The organism is Streptococcus mitis (assembly GCF_905187535.1).
GTDB lineage: Bacteria > Bacillota > Bacilli > Lactobacillales > Streptococcaceae > Streptococcus > Streptococcus mitis_BS.
In genome coordinates this window covers 85,226-101,507 of sequence record NZ_CAJJIE010000069.1, presented here as the reverse complement: position 1 = coordinate 101,507, position 16,282 = coordinate 85,226, and the positions used below count along the sequence as shown (strand labels likewise).

Here is a 16,282-nt window from a genome sequence, read left to right as displayed (position 1 = left end):
GCCTAACCGCGACCAAAAGGTGACCGTACTGAAGCAAAGCGACCCTGTTGGAGGAGTTCATTATGAAGTGCACGACGCACCTCAGTCTGACTCACCGCTTTCTTGGATTTCGCTTCACGTTCAGCATATTTTTTCTTGATGGCAGCGATATTATAACCTTCAGAGATATAATCTTTGATTTCAAGCAGACGATCCATGTCATTCAAGGAATACATGCGACGGTTCCCTTCGTTTCGATCAGGCTTAATCAACTCTTGATCTTCATAATAACGAATCTGACGCGCCGATAGGTCGGTCAACTTCATAACACTGCCGATAGGAAAAACAGCCATATTTCGGCGAAATTCTTTTTCCTTCATTTACAATTTCCTTCTTTCTGTCTATTATAGTCTAAAAAAAGACAAACGTCAATTGATAATGTTATAAAATGTAACATTATTTTTCTTTTTTCTCTAAAATGAGCCGAATACGATCAATATCGTAATTTACGAGAATTGCGACAAAAACTCCCATGAAAGTTTCCGATACACGCGCAAATACGTACAAAATCGTTTCACCGCTCGGAATCGATAGGGTAATGATTAACATAGCTGCTACACCACCAATAACACCTGCTTTGTTATTCATGGCTACATTTGTCATAATGGTTAACATGGTGCAGATTGGAACAACAACCAAGGTCACCCAAAAAGCTTCGTGGAAAAAGGTATTTAATAGGAAGAAGAGAAGGGCATAGAGGCCACCGATACTATTTCCTAAAATACGCGAAGTCCCAAAATGAACACTCTTATCAAAACTCTCCCTCAGGCTAAACACAGCTGTCAAAGCACCAATTTGAAGACCTTTCCAGCCAAAAAAGCCAAAAATCAAGAGAACTAGAAAAACAGCAATACCTGTTTTAAAGGTTCGCATACCAAGTTTAAACTGGGATTTATCGAATTTATATTTTTTAAAATAACTCATAATCTCAACTTTCTATTTCCATTTTATCATAAATCGGTGATTTTTATGAGTAATAGTTGAGAGGAAGCGTTTTTATTTTAAGCAAAAGAAAAGAGGAACTTTCATTCCTCTCTTCTTTGATTGTTTATAAAATCTTATTTTTCTGTCAAGGCTGCAAGTCCTGGAAGAACTTTACCTTCAAGAAGTTCCATTGATGCTCCACCACCAGTAGAGATCCATGAGAATTTGTCTGCACGTCCAAGGTTGATCGCTGCAGCAGCTGAGTCACCACCACCGATGATTGATTTAACGCCTGGTTGTTTTACGATAGCGTCCATCACACCGATTGTACCAGCTTGGAAGTCAGGGTTTTCAAACACACCCATAGGTCCGTTCCATACAACTGTTTTGGCACCAGTCAAAGCTTCGTCAAATTTGGCGATAGATTTTGAACCGATGTCAAGACCAAGGAAGCCTTCAGAAACTGCTTCACCTTCAGTGTCACGCACTTCAGTGTAACCAGCAAATGCGTTAGCTTCTTTTGAGTCAACTGGCAAGATCAATTTACCGTTTGCTTTTTCAAGAAGAGCTTTCGCAACATCCAATTTGTCTTCTTCTACAAGTGAGTTACCGATTTCGATACCTTGTGCTTTGTAGAATGTGTAAGTCATACCACCACCGATAAGGACTTTATCAGCTTTTTCAAGCAAGTTTTCGATAACACCGATCTTGTCTGAAACTTTTGAACCACCAAGGATAGCCACGAATGGACGTTCTGGAGTTTCAACTGCTTCTTGGATGTAGGCAATTTCGTTTTCAAGAAGGAAACCAGCAACTGCTTTTTCAACGTTTGCTGAGATACCAACGTTAGATGCGTGTGCACGGTGAGCTGTACCGAATGCATCGTTTACGAAGATACCATCTCCAAGTGATGCCCAGTATTTACCAAGTTCAGGATCGTTTTTAGATTCTTTCTTGCCGTCAACATCTTCGTAACGAGTGTTTTCAACCAAAAGAACTTGTCCATCTTCAAGAGCGTTGATAGCTGCTTCCAATTCAGCACCACGAGTGACACCTGGGAAAACAACATCTTGACCAAGTTTTGCTGCCAAGTCTGCCGCTACAGGAGCAAGTGATTTACCAGCTTTATCAGCTTCTTCTTTCACACGTCCAAGGTGAGAGAAAAGAATTGCACGTCCACCTTGTTCGATGATGTACTTAATAGTTGGAAGAGCTGCTGTGATACGGTTGTCGTTAGTGATTACGCCATCTTTCAATGGTACGTTGAAGTCAACACGAACGAGGACTTTTTTACCTTTCAAGTCAACGTCTTTAACAGTAAGTTTTGCCATGTTACAAAAACCCCTTTATTTATTTTATTCGAAACTATTATATCACACTTTGGAAATATAAGGAAAGATTTCACAAGATTTTTCGATATTTAATCTTCATCTTCTTTTTTCTGTTTCAATGTCAAGGCTAAACTAGCAAGACCAAGGCTTACCAATCCTGCTATTAGGGCTTCATTGGCATCAGCAGTTCCTGTATTTGGCAATTGTTTGCTTGCTTCTTCTGATTTAACTGCTGTATTTTGGGCTGGTTTTTCTTGTGTAGGCGCTACTGCTGGTTCAGTTTTTACTTTTGTTCCAATTTCAACAATTTCTGGAATCGCCTCTTGGATGACTTCTGTTGAACGAAGACGACGCTGACCGTTTTCATCAACTTCAAAGACATGTCTCAACAGACCATCTCGTCCTTGTATGATGACTCGTTGTTCCCCAACTAGCATATCAGCATTTTCATGCTCTTGACGGTCAAAGGCAACCTTTTCCTCTTGAACTTCCAATTTAGGAGCCTTTTGTTGATCAGAAGCCGCTTGATTAGTAGGTTTTGGAAGGTCTGTGTTTTGTGGTGCTGGATTGGCAGGAATGAGACCAGTACCTACTTCTACGATTTCAGGGCTTGCTTCTTTCAAAACTTCTGTAGCGCGAAGCGTACGATTGCCTTGACTATCTACTTCAATCAAGCGACGAATTTGTCCCTCAACTCCTGCTTGGACAAGTTGACGTTGACCGACTGGGAGATTTGGATTGGGACGTTCTTGGTGTTCGAAGGCAATACTTGTCTCTTCAATTTCTAATTTTGGAGTATCCACAACCAAATTCTTGACACCTTCAGTTGGTTCCTTGCTTGAAATAACTTTTTCTACTGGTTTAGCAGGTTGTGGTTTTTCAGCAGATTCATAAACAAAGGCATAATGAGTAAAGTGTGGCGCTGTAAAGATGACATGACTATCCGTTTGTTCAAAAGCCAATTCTACTGCCTCTTTGCCTTCAGGCAAGAAGAAGACTTTCTTCACTTTCTTATCTTTTTCAATTGGAATTTTCACAATAGATGCGTAAGAGAGATCAACGTCTTGACCTTTTTCATCTAGACCTTCTATTTCAAAGACATGTGCATCTTCTCCAGCAAAGTATTTCTTCTCTTCAGCACTTGCTTGAACACGCTCTACTTTCAAGCCCTTGATGATAGTCTTCTCTTTATTTGAGAAGTGTACTTCAACACCTGTTTTACTATCAGAAAAGACTGCTGGTTTGTCTTCTTTCAATAGGGCAACCAGATCTTTTAGACTCTGTTTCGCTGTCGCAAGCTCTTCTGGACTCAAATCTACTTTTTCAACCAAGGCCTTGTTTTTCTCAAGAAGCGGAGTTAGGGCAGAACCTGAAGGATGGTTTGGTTTGGCAGCCAAGAGTTCTTTAGCCTCACCTGTTAAGCGATCAAGTTCTGTCTTATCTTCCGTAAATTTCTCTTGACCATTCAGAGCTTTATGAGCTTCTGTCAATTTATTAAGTCGGTCATTGACTTGATCTTGGGTGCTAGTTTCATGGTCTTTCAACACTTGTTCCGCCGCTTCAATTGCTTTCAAGAAGGCTTCTTTTACTTCTGGTGAAGCAAAGTTATAGACCACCTTGTTCTTAGCCGCTTCAACTTCTGCTAATTTTTGTTTAAGGTACTCATCGTTCAATGCTGCTTTTGGAGATACCAAAACATCAAAGTTGACTTCATGTCCTTGGTAACGAAGCGTCAAGGTTTGACGACCAGTCTTTTGAGCATCGTAACCAGAAATTTCAACTCCCTCATCAGTAAAGGAATGTTCTTCCATGGTGTCATTACTATAAGCCACTGCAAAGCGTCCTTCAGACAAGTCTAAGCTATCACCAACTAGGTAATCTTTTTTGGGTTCCTGACTTACTTCAATTCCCAAAATAGTTTTCGGACTTGCTTCATCTTGACTAGTAACAGTCACTGATAAATTAGCATGTACCGGTTGCCCCAAATATTGTAAAGTAAGATTTTGTTCTCCCTTATGATGCGTATCAAAACCGGATACTGATACACCCGCGTGAGTTAGGCGAATAAGTTCGTCCTCAGCTCCACCTTCATACTGAACTCGAAGAACACCACCTCTAAGGTCCAAATCCTCCCCTTCGGCGTAGCTTGTTTTCTTAGGTCCTGTTTCTAGGCTGACTGACTTGATTCTTCTGTCATCTTTTGGAACGGAAACTGCTAGGACATTACTAATTTCCTTGCCTGGCAACTGGGTACGATAGTAAAGAAGACCAGATTGATTTGTCAAATCCAATGGTGAACTTGCTAGGTCTCCTCCAACTTCGCTCTTCAAGGTTGCAAGCGGAGTTTGAGAATTTGGATTATCATAAACGGTAATGGTTGCTCCGGCCGGTACATCCGCAAAGCCAACTTGTACCTTGTTATTGCCTAGAGAACGGGCTGCAGCCTTGGCCATCGGAATATTGACACTCTCAGTATCAAGCTTTTCATACATTTTCCAGTTATAGATACGAATAGCCTTCCATGGTGTTCCATTGTCAGAAGTGACAACATTCAAGCGCCAATCTTGAGCTGTGATTGGCTTATCAAGGGTAATATCTGTAACATGGGCTTTATTGCCACGGACTTCCTTAGCCAACTTCCATTGACCATCCGCATCTTTATAATAGAGGTCAAAGTCTTTGGTATTCATCAAACCATCGTTTACAGATTCTCCACCAGCTCCAGCATGGTCCATCACCCATCTAACAACTGTACGTGGCTGGGTCAAACGAATATCCACACTACCACTTAACTGTCCAGAAGACCACTTGTCTGAAAGACTGGTAATGGTACCATTCAACATGCCTTCGATGCCTTCCCCACCTTCTGTTTTAGGGAAGGTACTATCAATAACTGTTGCACCTGGTACGATATTTTCAGCTAATGGTTTTGGTAGGCTAGTATCTTTTACAGTCATGCCCCAATCAAAGGTTGTTGTTGCAGCTTCTGAACGAACCCCATTTTTACCAACGGCTACAACCTTCAGTTCTTGAGTTGTACCTTGAGCACTTGCTGAGCGGCTAACTTTTGGTAGATAAATCGTTGTAGAAGATGAGCCAGTTAGTAATTTCCAGCTGTCTCCATCTTTTTCGTAAACTTCATAGAAATCTGCATCCTTGTTGCCTTTAAATTGTACAACTGCTTCCGCTTCTTGGGCATTTTTAAGGACTTGTTTGGCTACAGCTACTGTGGTTGGTGCCTGAGGAGCATCTTGATTATTGCTGATGGTCAATTGCCCCAGGTTAAATTGATAACCTTTTAAGCCTTTATCATTTTCAAAATAGAGTTTAATACCGTAAATTGTTTTACCTGCCAAGGAACTCAAATCAAAATCATTGGTAGTCCAGTCATCTGAAACTGTTAATTCTTTACGGGCAGCTTCATCACCGTAGGTATAATCTTTCTTGGTTGCAAATTCTACATAAACCTTGGTCCCTTTGCCTCCTTTGTGGGCAACATGCAATTTGGTTGTATCTGTCACCTTCAAGCGAGTAGAGTACAAATTCACATCTTGCTTGGTCGCACCTGAAAGATCCCCTGCAAATTTGAGAGAAGTTCCACCATTATAAGCATCTTCAAAATCATAGCTTGCTTTCAACTTATCGCCAGTTGATTTTTGCCACCAGCGCCATGTTGGAAGAACACCTGAAACTGAACGGTAATTCCACTCAGAATCCTTAGAAACCTTACCATCTACGAACCATTTTCTACCATGACCTGTATTAAAAGAAGTAGTAAAAGTATTACCTACTGCTGGCGTACGGTCAGCAACTAGGTTAGCAATCCCATACCAATCTTTATCACCTGGTTTTTGGCCAGTAGGATCACCTTGATAACCTGTAAAGAAGATATCTTCATTCTTATGATAATCTTCACCAGTTTTTCCTAAACTTGTAATGGTATCTGGGGCGAATAAACCAAGAGAAAGGCGTAATTTCCCATTTTCATCTAAAATGTCATTCCATTTGACCTTGGTCTTGTAGGAACCACCCTGTTGCAATTCCAAACCTGCAAATACGTCATAAGGATTACGGCCAATCCAGTTGGCAGTTGTAATAGTGTAATCATTCTTAGCCTTATCCCAGTTAAAGTTAGCAAAGAAGTTATCTGCTGGAACCTTATCTCCTTCTGGTTGCATGAATTGGTAGTTGTATTCTCCCAAACCATCTTGGTGGTAACGTCCATAGTTATAAGTCATGGCATCGTACCAAGAATACTTGATTGGATGGTTTACCTTAGCAGCATATTCCTTGGTATAGAGCATAAACTGGCGCATCTTTTCTCCAAGAGGTTCAACCAAATCCCCAGTTGTTTCCTGGTTAATGAAATAGCCATCATAGCCATAATACTTGGCCATATCCACCAATTTACGGGCAATTGGGAAGCTACCATCTGGGTCTTGCTTCAAAGCTTCAGCGAATTTTTCTTGATCTGCAATACTATTAGACCAGTTGAAGAAGAGTGTACCGTATACAGGAACCCCGTTACGGTGACCTGCATCAATAACGTCAGGCGTTGGTACGAGACCTTCCCAGAAGACCATTGAATCTAGATATTGCCAATAGTCAAAAGCATAGGCCTTGAACTCTTCTCCACCAACAGAAGCATGGTCTTTTGCTTTAGAATTGGTGTTGGATAGAGCTTGAACTTTTGCTTCCTTGCTAGCTTTTTCATTGACCAAATGACCTGTCCGACGTGGAGCGAGGGCAACAGAGCCGCGGTTGATGGCATCATCTTCACGAGCACCGGGTTCCCATTTCAACAATTCTTCCCAAGAATTAAATTTGATTTCCTTTGGTTTTAATGTTTTTTCTGTATTTTTAGGGACATCTGGCTGGACTTCTTTTTCAATCTTATTAGCTTCTGCTGCTGGCTTAGACTCATCTCCTTGGCTAGTTGCTTCAGGCTTTGCTTCTATTTCCTTGTCAGACTTAGGTTTTGCTTCTACAGATGATGTTTCTGCAGCCACCTCACTTGGTTTTTCCTCTGGTTTAGCTGCGCTAGCTGCTTCTGTGGTTTCAGTAGTCGCAGCTTCATTGCTTGCTGGCGAAGCAGTTTCAGATACTGTCGCTACTCCTTCTTCCTTTTCTAACTTATTTTCTCTAGCATGTTCTCCTTCATGCTGCTTGTCAGCTTCATTAGTTGGATGCTCACTCTCTCCTGAAACAAGCGCTGTATTGGCTCCCTTATTTTCAGGAACTGCAGTTTCTTCTGCCAAGGCTGGACCAGCAAATAAAACAGCCCCAATCATCAGCGAGCAGGCTCCTACTGATAACTTACGAATACTGTAACGACAACGTCTTTCAAAAAATGGATTCTTCATTTTCTCCTCCTAAAGGATTGATTTTGTTGCATAAAAGAAAGCGCTTAACTTTCTTTATAAAATTTTTATCCCAATCACAGGGACCAAGATAATACCTCCCTCATTTTAAAATATTTCTTTTAAATGTCAATATATAAAAGGAAATACCTATATCTAGGTTAGAAATTGGTAAAATTAATATAATTAAGGCCCATTCTAACGAATTTTCTTTCTAAAATCTCAGCTTAACACTTGTTAGATTTACTTTTATCCTTTAAAATAGAATAGGAGAAATTCCGTTATTATTTTTCGGAGGAAAAAGAAATGTCCATTAATTGGCAGGAAATTTTATTTCACTTTTTAGGTGGTCTGGGACTATTCTTATATAGTATCAAGACCATGGGAGACGGTTTGCAACAAGCTGCTGGAGATCGCCTTCGTTTTTACATTGACAAGTACACTAGCAATCCGTTCTTCGGTGTGCTAGTTGGTATCGGTATGACGGCGCTAATTCAGTCAAGTTCTGGTGTCACAGTCATTACAGTGGGGCTAGTCAGCGCAGGACTTTTGACCTTGCGTCAAGCTATCGGTATTGTCATGGGTGCCAATATTGGAACTACCGTTACATCCTTTATCATCGGTTTTAAGCTAGGAGATTATGCCTTACCAATGCTTTTCATCGGAGCGATTTGTCTCTTCTTCACCAAGAATCGCTCTATCAATAACATCGGACGTATCATTTTTGGTGTAGGTGGTATCTTCTTCGCTCTCAATCTTATGAGCGGTGCAATGGAGCCTCTAAAAGACCTGCAAGTCTTTAGAGACTACATGGTTGAACTAAGTAAGAGTCCTATTCTCGGTGTCTTTGTCGGAACTGGACTAACCCTACTCATTCAAGCTTCTTCCGCAACTATCGGTATCCTACAGAATCTTTACGCAAGTGGTTTGATTGATCTACAAGGTGCCCTACCAGTCTTGTTTGGTGATAATATCGGAACGACCATTACAGCTATTATTGCTTCTCTTGGAGCCAATATCGCTGCCAAACGTGTTGCTGGTGCCCATGTCGCCTTTAACGTGATTGGTACGGTTATCTGTATTGTCTTCCTTGTACCTTTCACTGGCTTGATTCAATGGTTTGAATCTACACTCAATCTGGCTCCAGAAATGACTATTGCCTTCGCCCACGGAACCTTTAATATCACAAATACTATTATCCAATTTCCCTTCATCGGTGCCTTAGCCTACTTTGTAACCAAGCTCATCCCTGGTGAAGATGAAGTTGTGAAGTACGAGCCACTTTATCTTGATGAGCATTTGATTAAACAAGCTCCATCAATCGCTCTCGGAAATGCAAAGAAAGAACTACTTCACTTGGGAAATTATGCTTCCAAAGCCTTTGACCTTTCATACAACTACATCATTGACCTCAATGAAAAGGTTGCTGAAAAAGGCCACAAGACGGAAGAAGCTATCAATACCATTGATGAAAAATTGACTCGTTACCTTATTACTCTTTCAAGCGAGGCACTTAGCCAGAAAGAAAGTGAAGTGCTCACCAACATTCTTGATTCATCCCGTGATTTGGAACGGATTGGGGACCACGCAGAAGCCCTAATCAATCTGACCGACTACCTTCAACGTAAAAATGTTGAGTTCTCTGAAGCTGCTTTACAAGAACTAGCTGATATCTATCAAAAAACCACTGGCTTTATCAAGGATGCCCTTGATAGTGTAGAAAACAATGATATTGAAAAAGCTCAAAGTCTGATTGAACGCCATAAAGAAATCAACAATATGGAACGTGTTCTCAGAAAGACCCACATCAAGCGCCTCAACAAGGGCGAGTGTTCAACACAAGCTGGGGTCAACTTTATCGACATCATTTCCCACTACACTCGTGTATCAGACCATGCTATGAATCTAGCTGAAAAGGTCATCGCTGAACAAATCTAAGAACCAAGAAGCTATCCTGAATGGGATGGCTTTTTTCTTTTCCTAACCAAGAATTGCCTTTCTACCATATAAAAAATGCTTTGATCCACAATGGAATCAAAGCATTTTAAAGAGCTCCCCATACATAATCGCAGAAGCTGCAGTTCCTCTGTACTTAGCTTCTTCTCTTTTGATAAAGCGAGCCAAGTTGAGCAACTCAGGTGCCGGATGTTTGGGATTTAGGAGCAATTCACGATTGACCAGGCCTGAGAGACGAACTGCCAGCAATTGCTCATTTGTAGTAGGCAGTTTTTTAGCAGTCTCTAGGAGAGCAGCAACTAAATCTTCACTCAAATCATGTCGAGCATGATTGTAAAGATCTTTTACAAGGCTTTCTAGGTTTGGTTCTACCATCCCTACCACCTCCCTTATGTTTAATAATGTTTAATCAAATCAACTGTTGAACGATCCAATTTTTTCACCAAGGCTTGCAAGAAAGCTTGAGCTTCTAAGAAGTCATCCATAGCGTAGAGGGTTTGATGAGAATGGATATAACGAGCGCAAACACCGATTGTTGTTGATGGGACACCACCATTTTTCAGATGAGCTGCGCCAGCGTCTGTTCCGCCTTTACCACAGTAGTATTGGTACTTGATACCAGCTTCTTCAGCCGTTGTCAAAAGGAAATCCTTCATCCCTGGGAGAAGCAAGTGACCTGGGTCGTAGAAACGAATCAAGGTTCCATCTCCAATCTTGCCTTGACCGCCATAAACATCACCAGCAGGTGAGCAGTCAACTGCTAGGAAAACTTCTGGGTCAAACTTAGTTGTGGAAGTATGAGCACCACGAAGACCAACTTCTTCTTGGACGTTAGAGCCAAGATAGAGTTCATTGCCAAGTTTTTGACCTGACAGAGCTTCTGCTAACTCACTAACCATGAGAACTCCATAGCGATTGTCCCAAGCTTTTGAAATGATATTTTTTTCATTGGCTGTTAAGATAGCGGAACTATCTGGGACAATGGTATCGCCAGGACAGATGCCAAAGCTTTCTGCCTCAGCCTTATCCGCAAAACCGCCATCAAAGACGATATCTGCAATAGCTGGCATAGTTGGTCCACCCTTACCACGAGTCAAATGTGGAGGGACAGAACCCGAAATCACAGGAATTTCACGACCATCACGAGTCAAGAGTTTGAAACGTTGGCTACTAACCACCATAGGATTCCAACCACCGATTTCTACGACACGGAAGGTACCATCTGGCTTTATTTCGCTGACCATAAAACCAACTTCATCCATGTGAGAAGCGACCAAGACGCGCGGTGCATCCGCAGCTTCTGAATGTTTGATACCAAAAATACCACCCAAGCCATCTGTCACCACTTCATCCACATGCGGTGTCAACTTTTCACGAAGATAAGCACGGACAGGTGCTTCATGACCTGAGATCGCAGCAAGTTCTGTTACTTCTTTGATTTTTGAAAATAATGTTGTCATTTCAGTTCCTTCTTTCTTTCATCCATTTTACCACTTTTTATAGGAGAAGGATAGCGGGAAGGTGGATTTCTAAATTAGTATCTTAGTCTTACTGTATCTTATAAAAAGCTTGTATTTTCTTGCATGTGAGGTGAAATCTAAGAACTATTCCAAGATCAACCAAACTATTAATTTCCAAACACAAAACAATTCAATGCTATATTTGTTCAGTTTTTCATGAAATTTGCAGAAAATAGTTGACTTCGCCTTCTTATTTCTTTAAAATAGTACAAAACTAGAAAAAGGAAAAAATCATGACCAAAACAATTCTTGTTACAGGTGGAGCTGGCTACATTGGCTCCCATACCGTTAAAGCTCTTTTAAATGCTGGCTATCAGGTACATGTTCTAGATAATCTCTCTACAGGAAATCGAGCGGCTGTAGATAGTCGTGCTAGCTTTAAACAACTGGATGTTTATGATGCTAATGCCTTAAAAACTTACTTGGAAGAAAACAAGATTGACGCTGTTCTGCATTGTGCGGGTGAAATTGTTGTGAGCGAAAGCATTGAAAACCCAAGCAAATACTTCACTGCCAATGTTGCTGGTATGAACCAAGTTCTCAAAGTCTTATCTGAAGTTGGTATTCAAAAAATCATGTTCTCTTCGACTGCTTCTCTCTATGGCAATAACTGTATTGACAAGCCTGCAACTGAAGATACCCTGCTCGACCCTGTCAATCCTTATGCAGAAACAAAACTGATGGGCGAACGAATGATTTACTGGATGGCCAATCGCTATGATTGGAAATATGTTATTTTCCGTTACTTTAATGTTGCTGGGGCTGAAATGGATGCTTCAAACGGTCTGCGCGTGAAAAATCCAACTCATATCATTCCCAACATCAACAAGACCGCATTGGGACAAAATGATAGCCTGAAAATATTTGGAGATGACTACGATACACGTGATGGTTCATGTATTCGGGATTACATTCATGTCTTGGACCTTGCACAGGCTCATGTTAAAGGAATGAACTACCTATTTCAAGAAAACAGTTCTTCTCAAATCTTTAACTTAGGAACTGAAAAAGGCTATACCGTCAAAGAAATCTTTAAAACTGCTGAAGAACTACTGAATCAAAAAATACCACACGAAATTGTTGCTCGACGTGCTGGTGACCCAGCTAGCGTCCTAGCAGACGCATCAAAAGCTAAAAAATATCTTGATTGGAAGGCTAGCTACTCCCTCGAAGATATTATTTTATCAGATTATCGTTGGCGTGTTAAAGAAGGCAAAAACATTTTGGAATAGGATAACAAAGGAGAAAGCCTTGGCGCTCTCTCCTTGTCTTATTTGTTAAATTGTCAGAAAATTTATTGACAGATTAAAGAAATCGTGTTACAGTAATATCCGCAGGTATCTTTCGATACCAAATCTACATGAAAGGACGGGGTATGAAACTTTCTCATTATTTAATTGGCTTACTTCTACTCCTAGTCTTTCTCTCTATTAGCATTGGGACCAGTGATTTTTCATGGGGAAAACTCTTTGCTCTGGATCATGAAACTTGGCTTCTCTTTCAAGAGTCCCGTCTTCCAAGAACCATCAGTATTCTCCTGACGGCCTCTAGTATGAGTATGGCAGGACTTCTCATGCAGACTATCACTCAAAATCAGTTTGCTGCTCCAAGCACAGTTGGAACGACTGAAGCTGCCAAACTGGGAATGGTGCTGAGCCTCTTTGTCTTTCCGTCGGCTAGTCTGACCCAAAAGATGCTCTTCGCTTTTGTTTCATCCATCACATTCACCCTCTTCTTCCTAGCCTTCATGACTATTTTTTCTATAAAGGAAAGGTGGATGTTGCCTCTGATTGGGATCATCTATAGCGGGATTATCGGTTCTGTGACAGAAGTTATCGCCTACCGTTTCAATCTGGTTCAGAGTATGACAGCTTGGACCCAGGGCTCCTTCTCCATGATTCAGAATCATCAGTATGAATGGCTCTTTTTAGGCCTCATCATCCTGATAGCCGTTTGGAAATTATCCCAAACTTTTACCATCATGAATCTAGGAAAGGAAACCAGTGAGAGTTTGGGGATTTCTTACTCCCTACTTGAAAAACTGGCTCTCTTTCTGGTTGCTCTAACGACTAGTGTCACCATGATTACCGTGGGTGGCTTGCCTTTTCTCGGGGTCATCGTTCCCAATCTTGTTCGCAAGCGCTACGGAGATAATCTAAGTCAAACCAAACTCATGGTCGCACTGGTTGGAGCCAATCTAGTTCTGGCTTGCGATATCCTATCCCGAGTTCTGATTCGACCCTATGAGTTGTCTGTCAGTCTTCTACTAGGAATCATTGGTAGCCTCGTCTTTATCCTACTTCTATGGAGAGGGGGACGAAAAGATGCAGTCTAAAAGCAAACATACCAAACTCTTCTGCCTTCTCATTATTCTCGCCATCGGAGCTTGTCTTCTCTACTTTTGGCCCATCACTCACTTGTCAGCCTTTGCTTGGAAATTGCGTTCCCAAAAAATTGTCGTTTATCTCTTGGTAGCTATCGCGACTGGGATTTCGACCATTAGTTTTCAAACCCTGACGGAAAATCGTTTCCTGACTCCTAGTATTTTGGGAATCGAATCCTTCTACGTCCTACTACAAACTCTGCTACTGGTTTTTGAAAGCAAGTTTCTTCAACTCGGGAAGTCTCCCATCTTAGAATTCCTAATCTTACTTCTTGTCCAATCCCTCTTCTTTCTCGCCTTAGAAGGCTACCTGAAGACGCTGATGAAACAAGATCTGGTCTTTATCCTGCTGATTTGTCTTGCCCTCGGAAGTCTCTTTCGAAATATCAGTACCTTCCTTCAGGTCCTGATGGATCCAAACGAATACGATAAACTGCAAAACGGTCTCTTTGCCTCCTTTCAACATCTCAACACTTCCATCCTAGCCATCGGCTCTCTGATCATCATTGCTTTGACAATCTTTTTCTTTCGAAAAGCAGTCATTCTGGATGTCTTGCACCTACAAAGAGAAACAGCTCAGATATTGGGACTCGATGTTGAAAAAGAACAGAAAGAGCTCCTCTGGGGCATCGTACTTTTAACTTCAACGGCCACTGCCTTGGTAGGGCCTATGGCCTTCTTCGGCTTTATGCTGGCTAATATAACTTACCTGATTGTCAAAGATTATCGGCACAAGTTGCTCTTTATCGTAGCCATTCTAATTGGATTTATCAGTTTGACCTTGGGACAGGCCCTGATTGAACGAGTTTTTGCGCTGGAAATTCGCATCAGCATGATCATCGAGAGTGTGGGTGGCTTCTTATTCTTTATCTTACTTTATAGGAGGGCGCGTCGGTGAAACTGGAAAACATTGACAAATCCATTCAAAAACAGGATATTTTGCAAGGCATTTCGCTTGAAGTCAGTCCTCAGAAACTGACAGCCTTTATTGGCCCAAATGGTGCTGGAAAATCGACTCTCCTCTCCATCATGAGCAGACTGACCAAGAAAGATCAGGGGATTCTCAGTATCAAAGGCCGTGAAATCGAGAGTTGGAATTCACAAGAACTAGCTCAAGAACTCACTATCCTAAAGCAGAAAATCAATTACCAAGCCAAATTGACGGTGGAAGAACTGGTCAGTTTTGGACGATTTCCCTACAGTAGAGGACGACTGAGACCAGAAGATTGGGAAAAAATCCGAGAAACTCTGGACTATCTGGAACTGACCAACCTAAAAGACCGCTACATCGATAGCCTGTCTGGAGGCCAGCTCCAGCGGGTCTTTATCGCTATGGTACTGGCCCAGGATACAGACTTTATCTTGCTAGATGAACCGCTCAACAATCTCGATATCAAGCAAAGCGTCAGCATGATGCAGATTCTCAAGCGACTGGTGGAGGAACTAGGAAAGACCATTATCATCGTCCTCCACGATATCAACATGGCCAGTCAGTATGCAGATGAAATTGTCGCCTTCAAGGACGGTCAAGTCTTTAGCAAGGGAAGAACAGATCAAATCATGCAGGCTGACCTGCTCAGTCAACTTTATGAGATTCCCATCACGCTGGCTGATATCAATGGCAAAAAGATCTGTATCTATAGCTAATAACATATAAGTTCAAGTTAGAGAACCTTCAATCTCTTAGTCAATAAAACCTAGAGACTCCCTAAATCGTTATCACATTTTAAAAAGGAGAAATCATGAAAACATCCCTCAAACTTTACCTCACTGCCCTAGTAGCCAGCTTCTTGCTCCTACTTGGTGCATGTAGTACAAACTCAAGCACTAGTAAGACGGAGTCAAGTAGCTCTGCTCCAACAGAGGTAACCATTAAAAATTCACTAGGTGTAGTCACACTTTCAAAAGTCCCTGAAAAGATTGTGACCTTTGACCTCGGTGCTGCGGATACTATTCGCGCTTTAGGTTTTGAAAAGAATATCGTCGGAATGCCTACAAAAACTGTTCCGACTTATCTAAAAGACCTAGCTGGAAAAGTTAAAAATGTTGGTTCTATGGTTGAGCCAGACCTAGAAGCCCTTGCTGCTCTTGAACCAGACCTAATTATCGCTTCACCACGTACCCAAAAATTCGTAGATAAGTTCAACGAAATCGCTCCGACTGTTCTCTTCCAAGCAGGCAAAGATGACTACTGGACTTCTACCAAGACTAATATCGAATCCCTAGCAAGCGCCTTCGGTGAAACTGGTACACAGAAAGCCAAGGAAGAATTGGCCAAGCTAGACAAGAACATCCAAGAAGTCGCTACTAAAAATGAAAGCTCTGACAAAAAAGCCCTTGCCATCCTCCTCAACGAAGGAAAAATGGCTGCCTTTGGTGCCCAATCTCGTTTCTCTTTCTTGTACCAAACCTTGAAATTCAAGCCAACTGATACTCAATTTGAAGATTCTCGCCACGGACAAGAAGTCAGCTTTGAAAGTGTCAAAGAAATCAATCCTGACATCCTCTTTGTCATCAACCGTACCCTTGCCATCGGTGGGGACAACTCTAGCAACGACGGTGTCCTAGAAAATGCCCTTATCGCTGAAACTCCTGCTGCTAAAAATGGCAAGATTATCCAACTAACACCAGACCTCTGGTATCTAAGCGGAGGCGGACTTGAATCAACCAAACTTATGATTGAAGACGCACAAAAAGCCTTGAAATAAGCTACTTTAAACTCAATCACATCTTTACATGATAAAACGCATCCTATCAAGCTCACTCAAA

The 16,282-nt window shown here is 41.5% G+C and carries 11 protein-coding genes and 2 pseudogenes; 6 read left to right on the top strand and 7 right to left on the bottom strand.

The window, feature by feature from the left end; all coding sequences use genetic code 11:
* Positions 1-2: 2 nt before the first annotated feature.
* From glnR to JQ841_RS09475, 5 genes and pseudogenes are all read right to left on the bottom strand, one after another.
* Positions 3-359 carry a transcriptional repressor GlnR gene (glnR, locus tag JQ841_RS09490; protein ID WP_000659548.1) on the bottom strand — a complete coding sequence of 119 codons (357 nt, stop codon included), beginning with the start codon at positions 357-359 and terminating at the stop codon, positions 3-5.
* A 76-nt stretch (positions 360-435) separates the two neighbouring features.
* Entirely contained in the window at positions 436-963 is a 528-nt protein-coding gene (locus JQ841_RS09485; protein WP_049515975.1) for an FUSC family protein, read from the bottom strand.
* Positions 964-1,097: 134 nt separating this feature from the next.
* Entirely contained in the window at positions 1,098-2,294 is a 1,197-nt protein-coding gene (locus JQ841_RS09480) for a phosphoglycerate kinase (RefSeq protein ID WP_001096746.1), read from the bottom strand.
* An 89-nt stretch (positions 2,295-2,383) separates the two neighbouring features.
* Positions 2,384-2,869: pseudogene (locus JQ841_RS10355) on the bottom strand (LPXTG cell wall anchor domain-containing protein); the annotation flags it as partial.
* A gap of 9 nt (positions 2,870-2,878) precedes the next feature.
* Positions 2,879-7,657, bottom strand: a pseudogene (locus tag JQ841_RS09475) (endo-beta-N-acetylglucosaminidase); the annotation flags it as partial.
* A gap of 303 nt (positions 7,658-7,960) precedes the next feature.
* Between JQ841_RS09475 and JQ841_RS09470 the strand changes: the two are divergent.
* Entirely contained in the window at positions 7,961-9,592 is a 1,632-nt protein-coding gene (locus tag JQ841_RS09470) for a Na/Pi cotransporter family protein (protein WP_049499742.1), read from the top strand.
* 96 nt (positions 9,593-9,688) lie between these two features.
* On the opposite strand, the gene JQ841_RS09465 is transcribed toward JQ841_RS09470, so the two are convergent.
* Both JQ841_RS09465 and pepA read right to left on the bottom strand, forming a co-directional pair.
* Entirely contained in the window at positions 9,689-9,985 is a 297-nt protein-coding gene (locus JQ841_RS09465) for a bacteriocin immunity family protein (protein ID WP_033679682.1), read from the bottom strand.
* 20 nt (positions 9,986-10,005) lie between these two features.
* Entirely contained in the window at positions 10,006-11,070 is a 1,065-nt protein-coding gene (pepA, locus tag JQ841_RS09460; RefSeq protein WP_203180751.1) for a glutamyl aminopeptidase, read from the bottom strand.
* Positions 11,071-11,363: 293 nt separating this feature from the next.
* Here pepA and galE point away from each other — a divergent pair, with 293 nt between their 5' ends.
* The 5 genes from galE (at position 11,364) to JQ841_RS09435 (ending at position 16,221) form a co-directional block, all read left to right on the top strand.
* Positions 11,364-12,362, top strand: a complete 999-nt coding sequence (galE, locus tag JQ841_RS09455) for a UDP-glucose 4-epimerase GalE (protein ID WP_203180750.1) — start codon at positions 11,364-11,366, stop codon at positions 12,360-12,362.
* A 143-nt stretch (positions 12,363-12,505) separates the two neighbouring features.
* Positions 12,506-13,465 (top strand): ABC transporter permease, encoded by a 960-nt coding sequence (locus tag JQ841_RS09450; protein ID WP_203180749.1) that lies wholly within the window; start codon positions 12,506-12,508, stop codon positions 13,463-13,465.
* Complete coding sequence (locus tag JQ841_RS09445) at positions 13,455-14,411, top strand: iron chelate uptake ABC transporter family permease subunit (protein ID WP_203180748.1); 957 nt, start codon at positions 13,455-13,457, stop codon at positions 14,409-14,411. The genes JQ841_RS09450 and JQ841_RS09445 overlap by 11 nt, the downstream gene beginning before the upstream one ends.
* Positions 14,408-15,160: an iron ABC transporter ATP-binding protein gene (locus JQ841_RS09440; protein ID WP_024057386.1), complete on the top strand. Its 753-nt coding sequence runs from the start codon at positions 14,408-14,410 to the stop codon at positions 15,158-15,160. The genes JQ841_RS09445 and JQ841_RS09440 overlap by 4 nt, the downstream gene beginning before the upstream one ends.
* Before the next feature lie 95 nt (positions 15,161-15,255).
* Positions 15,256-16,221 (top strand): siderophore ABC transporter substrate-binding protein, encoded by a 966-nt coding sequence (locus tag JQ841_RS09435; protein ID WP_024057385.1) that lies wholly within the window; start codon positions 15,256-15,258, stop codon positions 16,219-16,221.
* The last annotated feature ends 61 nt before the right edge of the window (positions 16,222-16,282 follow it).

What these genes read in the sequence shown, in the direction of transcription:
- pepA (WP_203180751.1), bottom strand. Translation starts at nt 11,070, where the DNA reads ATGACAACATTATTTTCAAAAATCAAAGAAGTAACAGAACTTGCTGCG.
- JQ841_RS09445 (WP_203180748.1), top strand. Translation starts at nt 13,455, where the DNA reads ATGCAGTCTAAAAGCAAACATACCAAACTCTTCTGCCTTCTCATTATT.
- JQ841_RS09480 (WP_001096746.1), bottom strand. Translation starts at nt 2,294, where the DNA reads ATGGCAAAACTTACTGTTAAAGACGTTGACTTGAAAGGTAAAAAAGTC.
- JQ841_RS09450 (WP_203180749.1), top strand. Translation starts at nt 12,506, where the DNA reads ATGAAACTTTCTCATTATTTAATTGGCTTACTTCTACTCCTAGTCTTT.
- glnR (WP_000659548.1), bottom strand. Translation starts at nt 359, where the DNA reads ATGAAGGAAAAAGAATTTCGCCGAAATATGGCTGTTTTTCCTATCGGC.
- JQ841_RS09465 (WP_033679682.1), bottom strand. Translation starts at nt 9,985, where the DNA reads ATGGTAGAACCAAACCTAGAAAGCCTTGTAAAAGATCTTTACAATCAT.
- JQ841_RS09435 (WP_024057385.1), top strand. Translation starts at nt 15,256, where the DNA reads ATGAAAACATCCCTCAAACTTTACCTCACTGCCCTAGTAGCCAGCTTC.
- JQ841_RS09470 (WP_049499742.1), top strand. Translation starts at nt 7,961, where the DNA reads ATGTCCATTAATTGGCAGGAAATTTTATTTCACTTTTTAGGTGGTCTG.
- galE (WP_203180750.1), top strand. Translation starts at nt 11,364, where the DNA reads ATGACCAAAACAATTCTTGTTACAGGTGGAGCTGGCTACATTGGCTCC.
- JQ841_RS09485 (WP_049515975.1), bottom strand. Translation starts at nt 963, where the DNA reads ATGAGTTATTTTAAAAAATATAAATTCGATAAATCCCAGTTTAAACTT.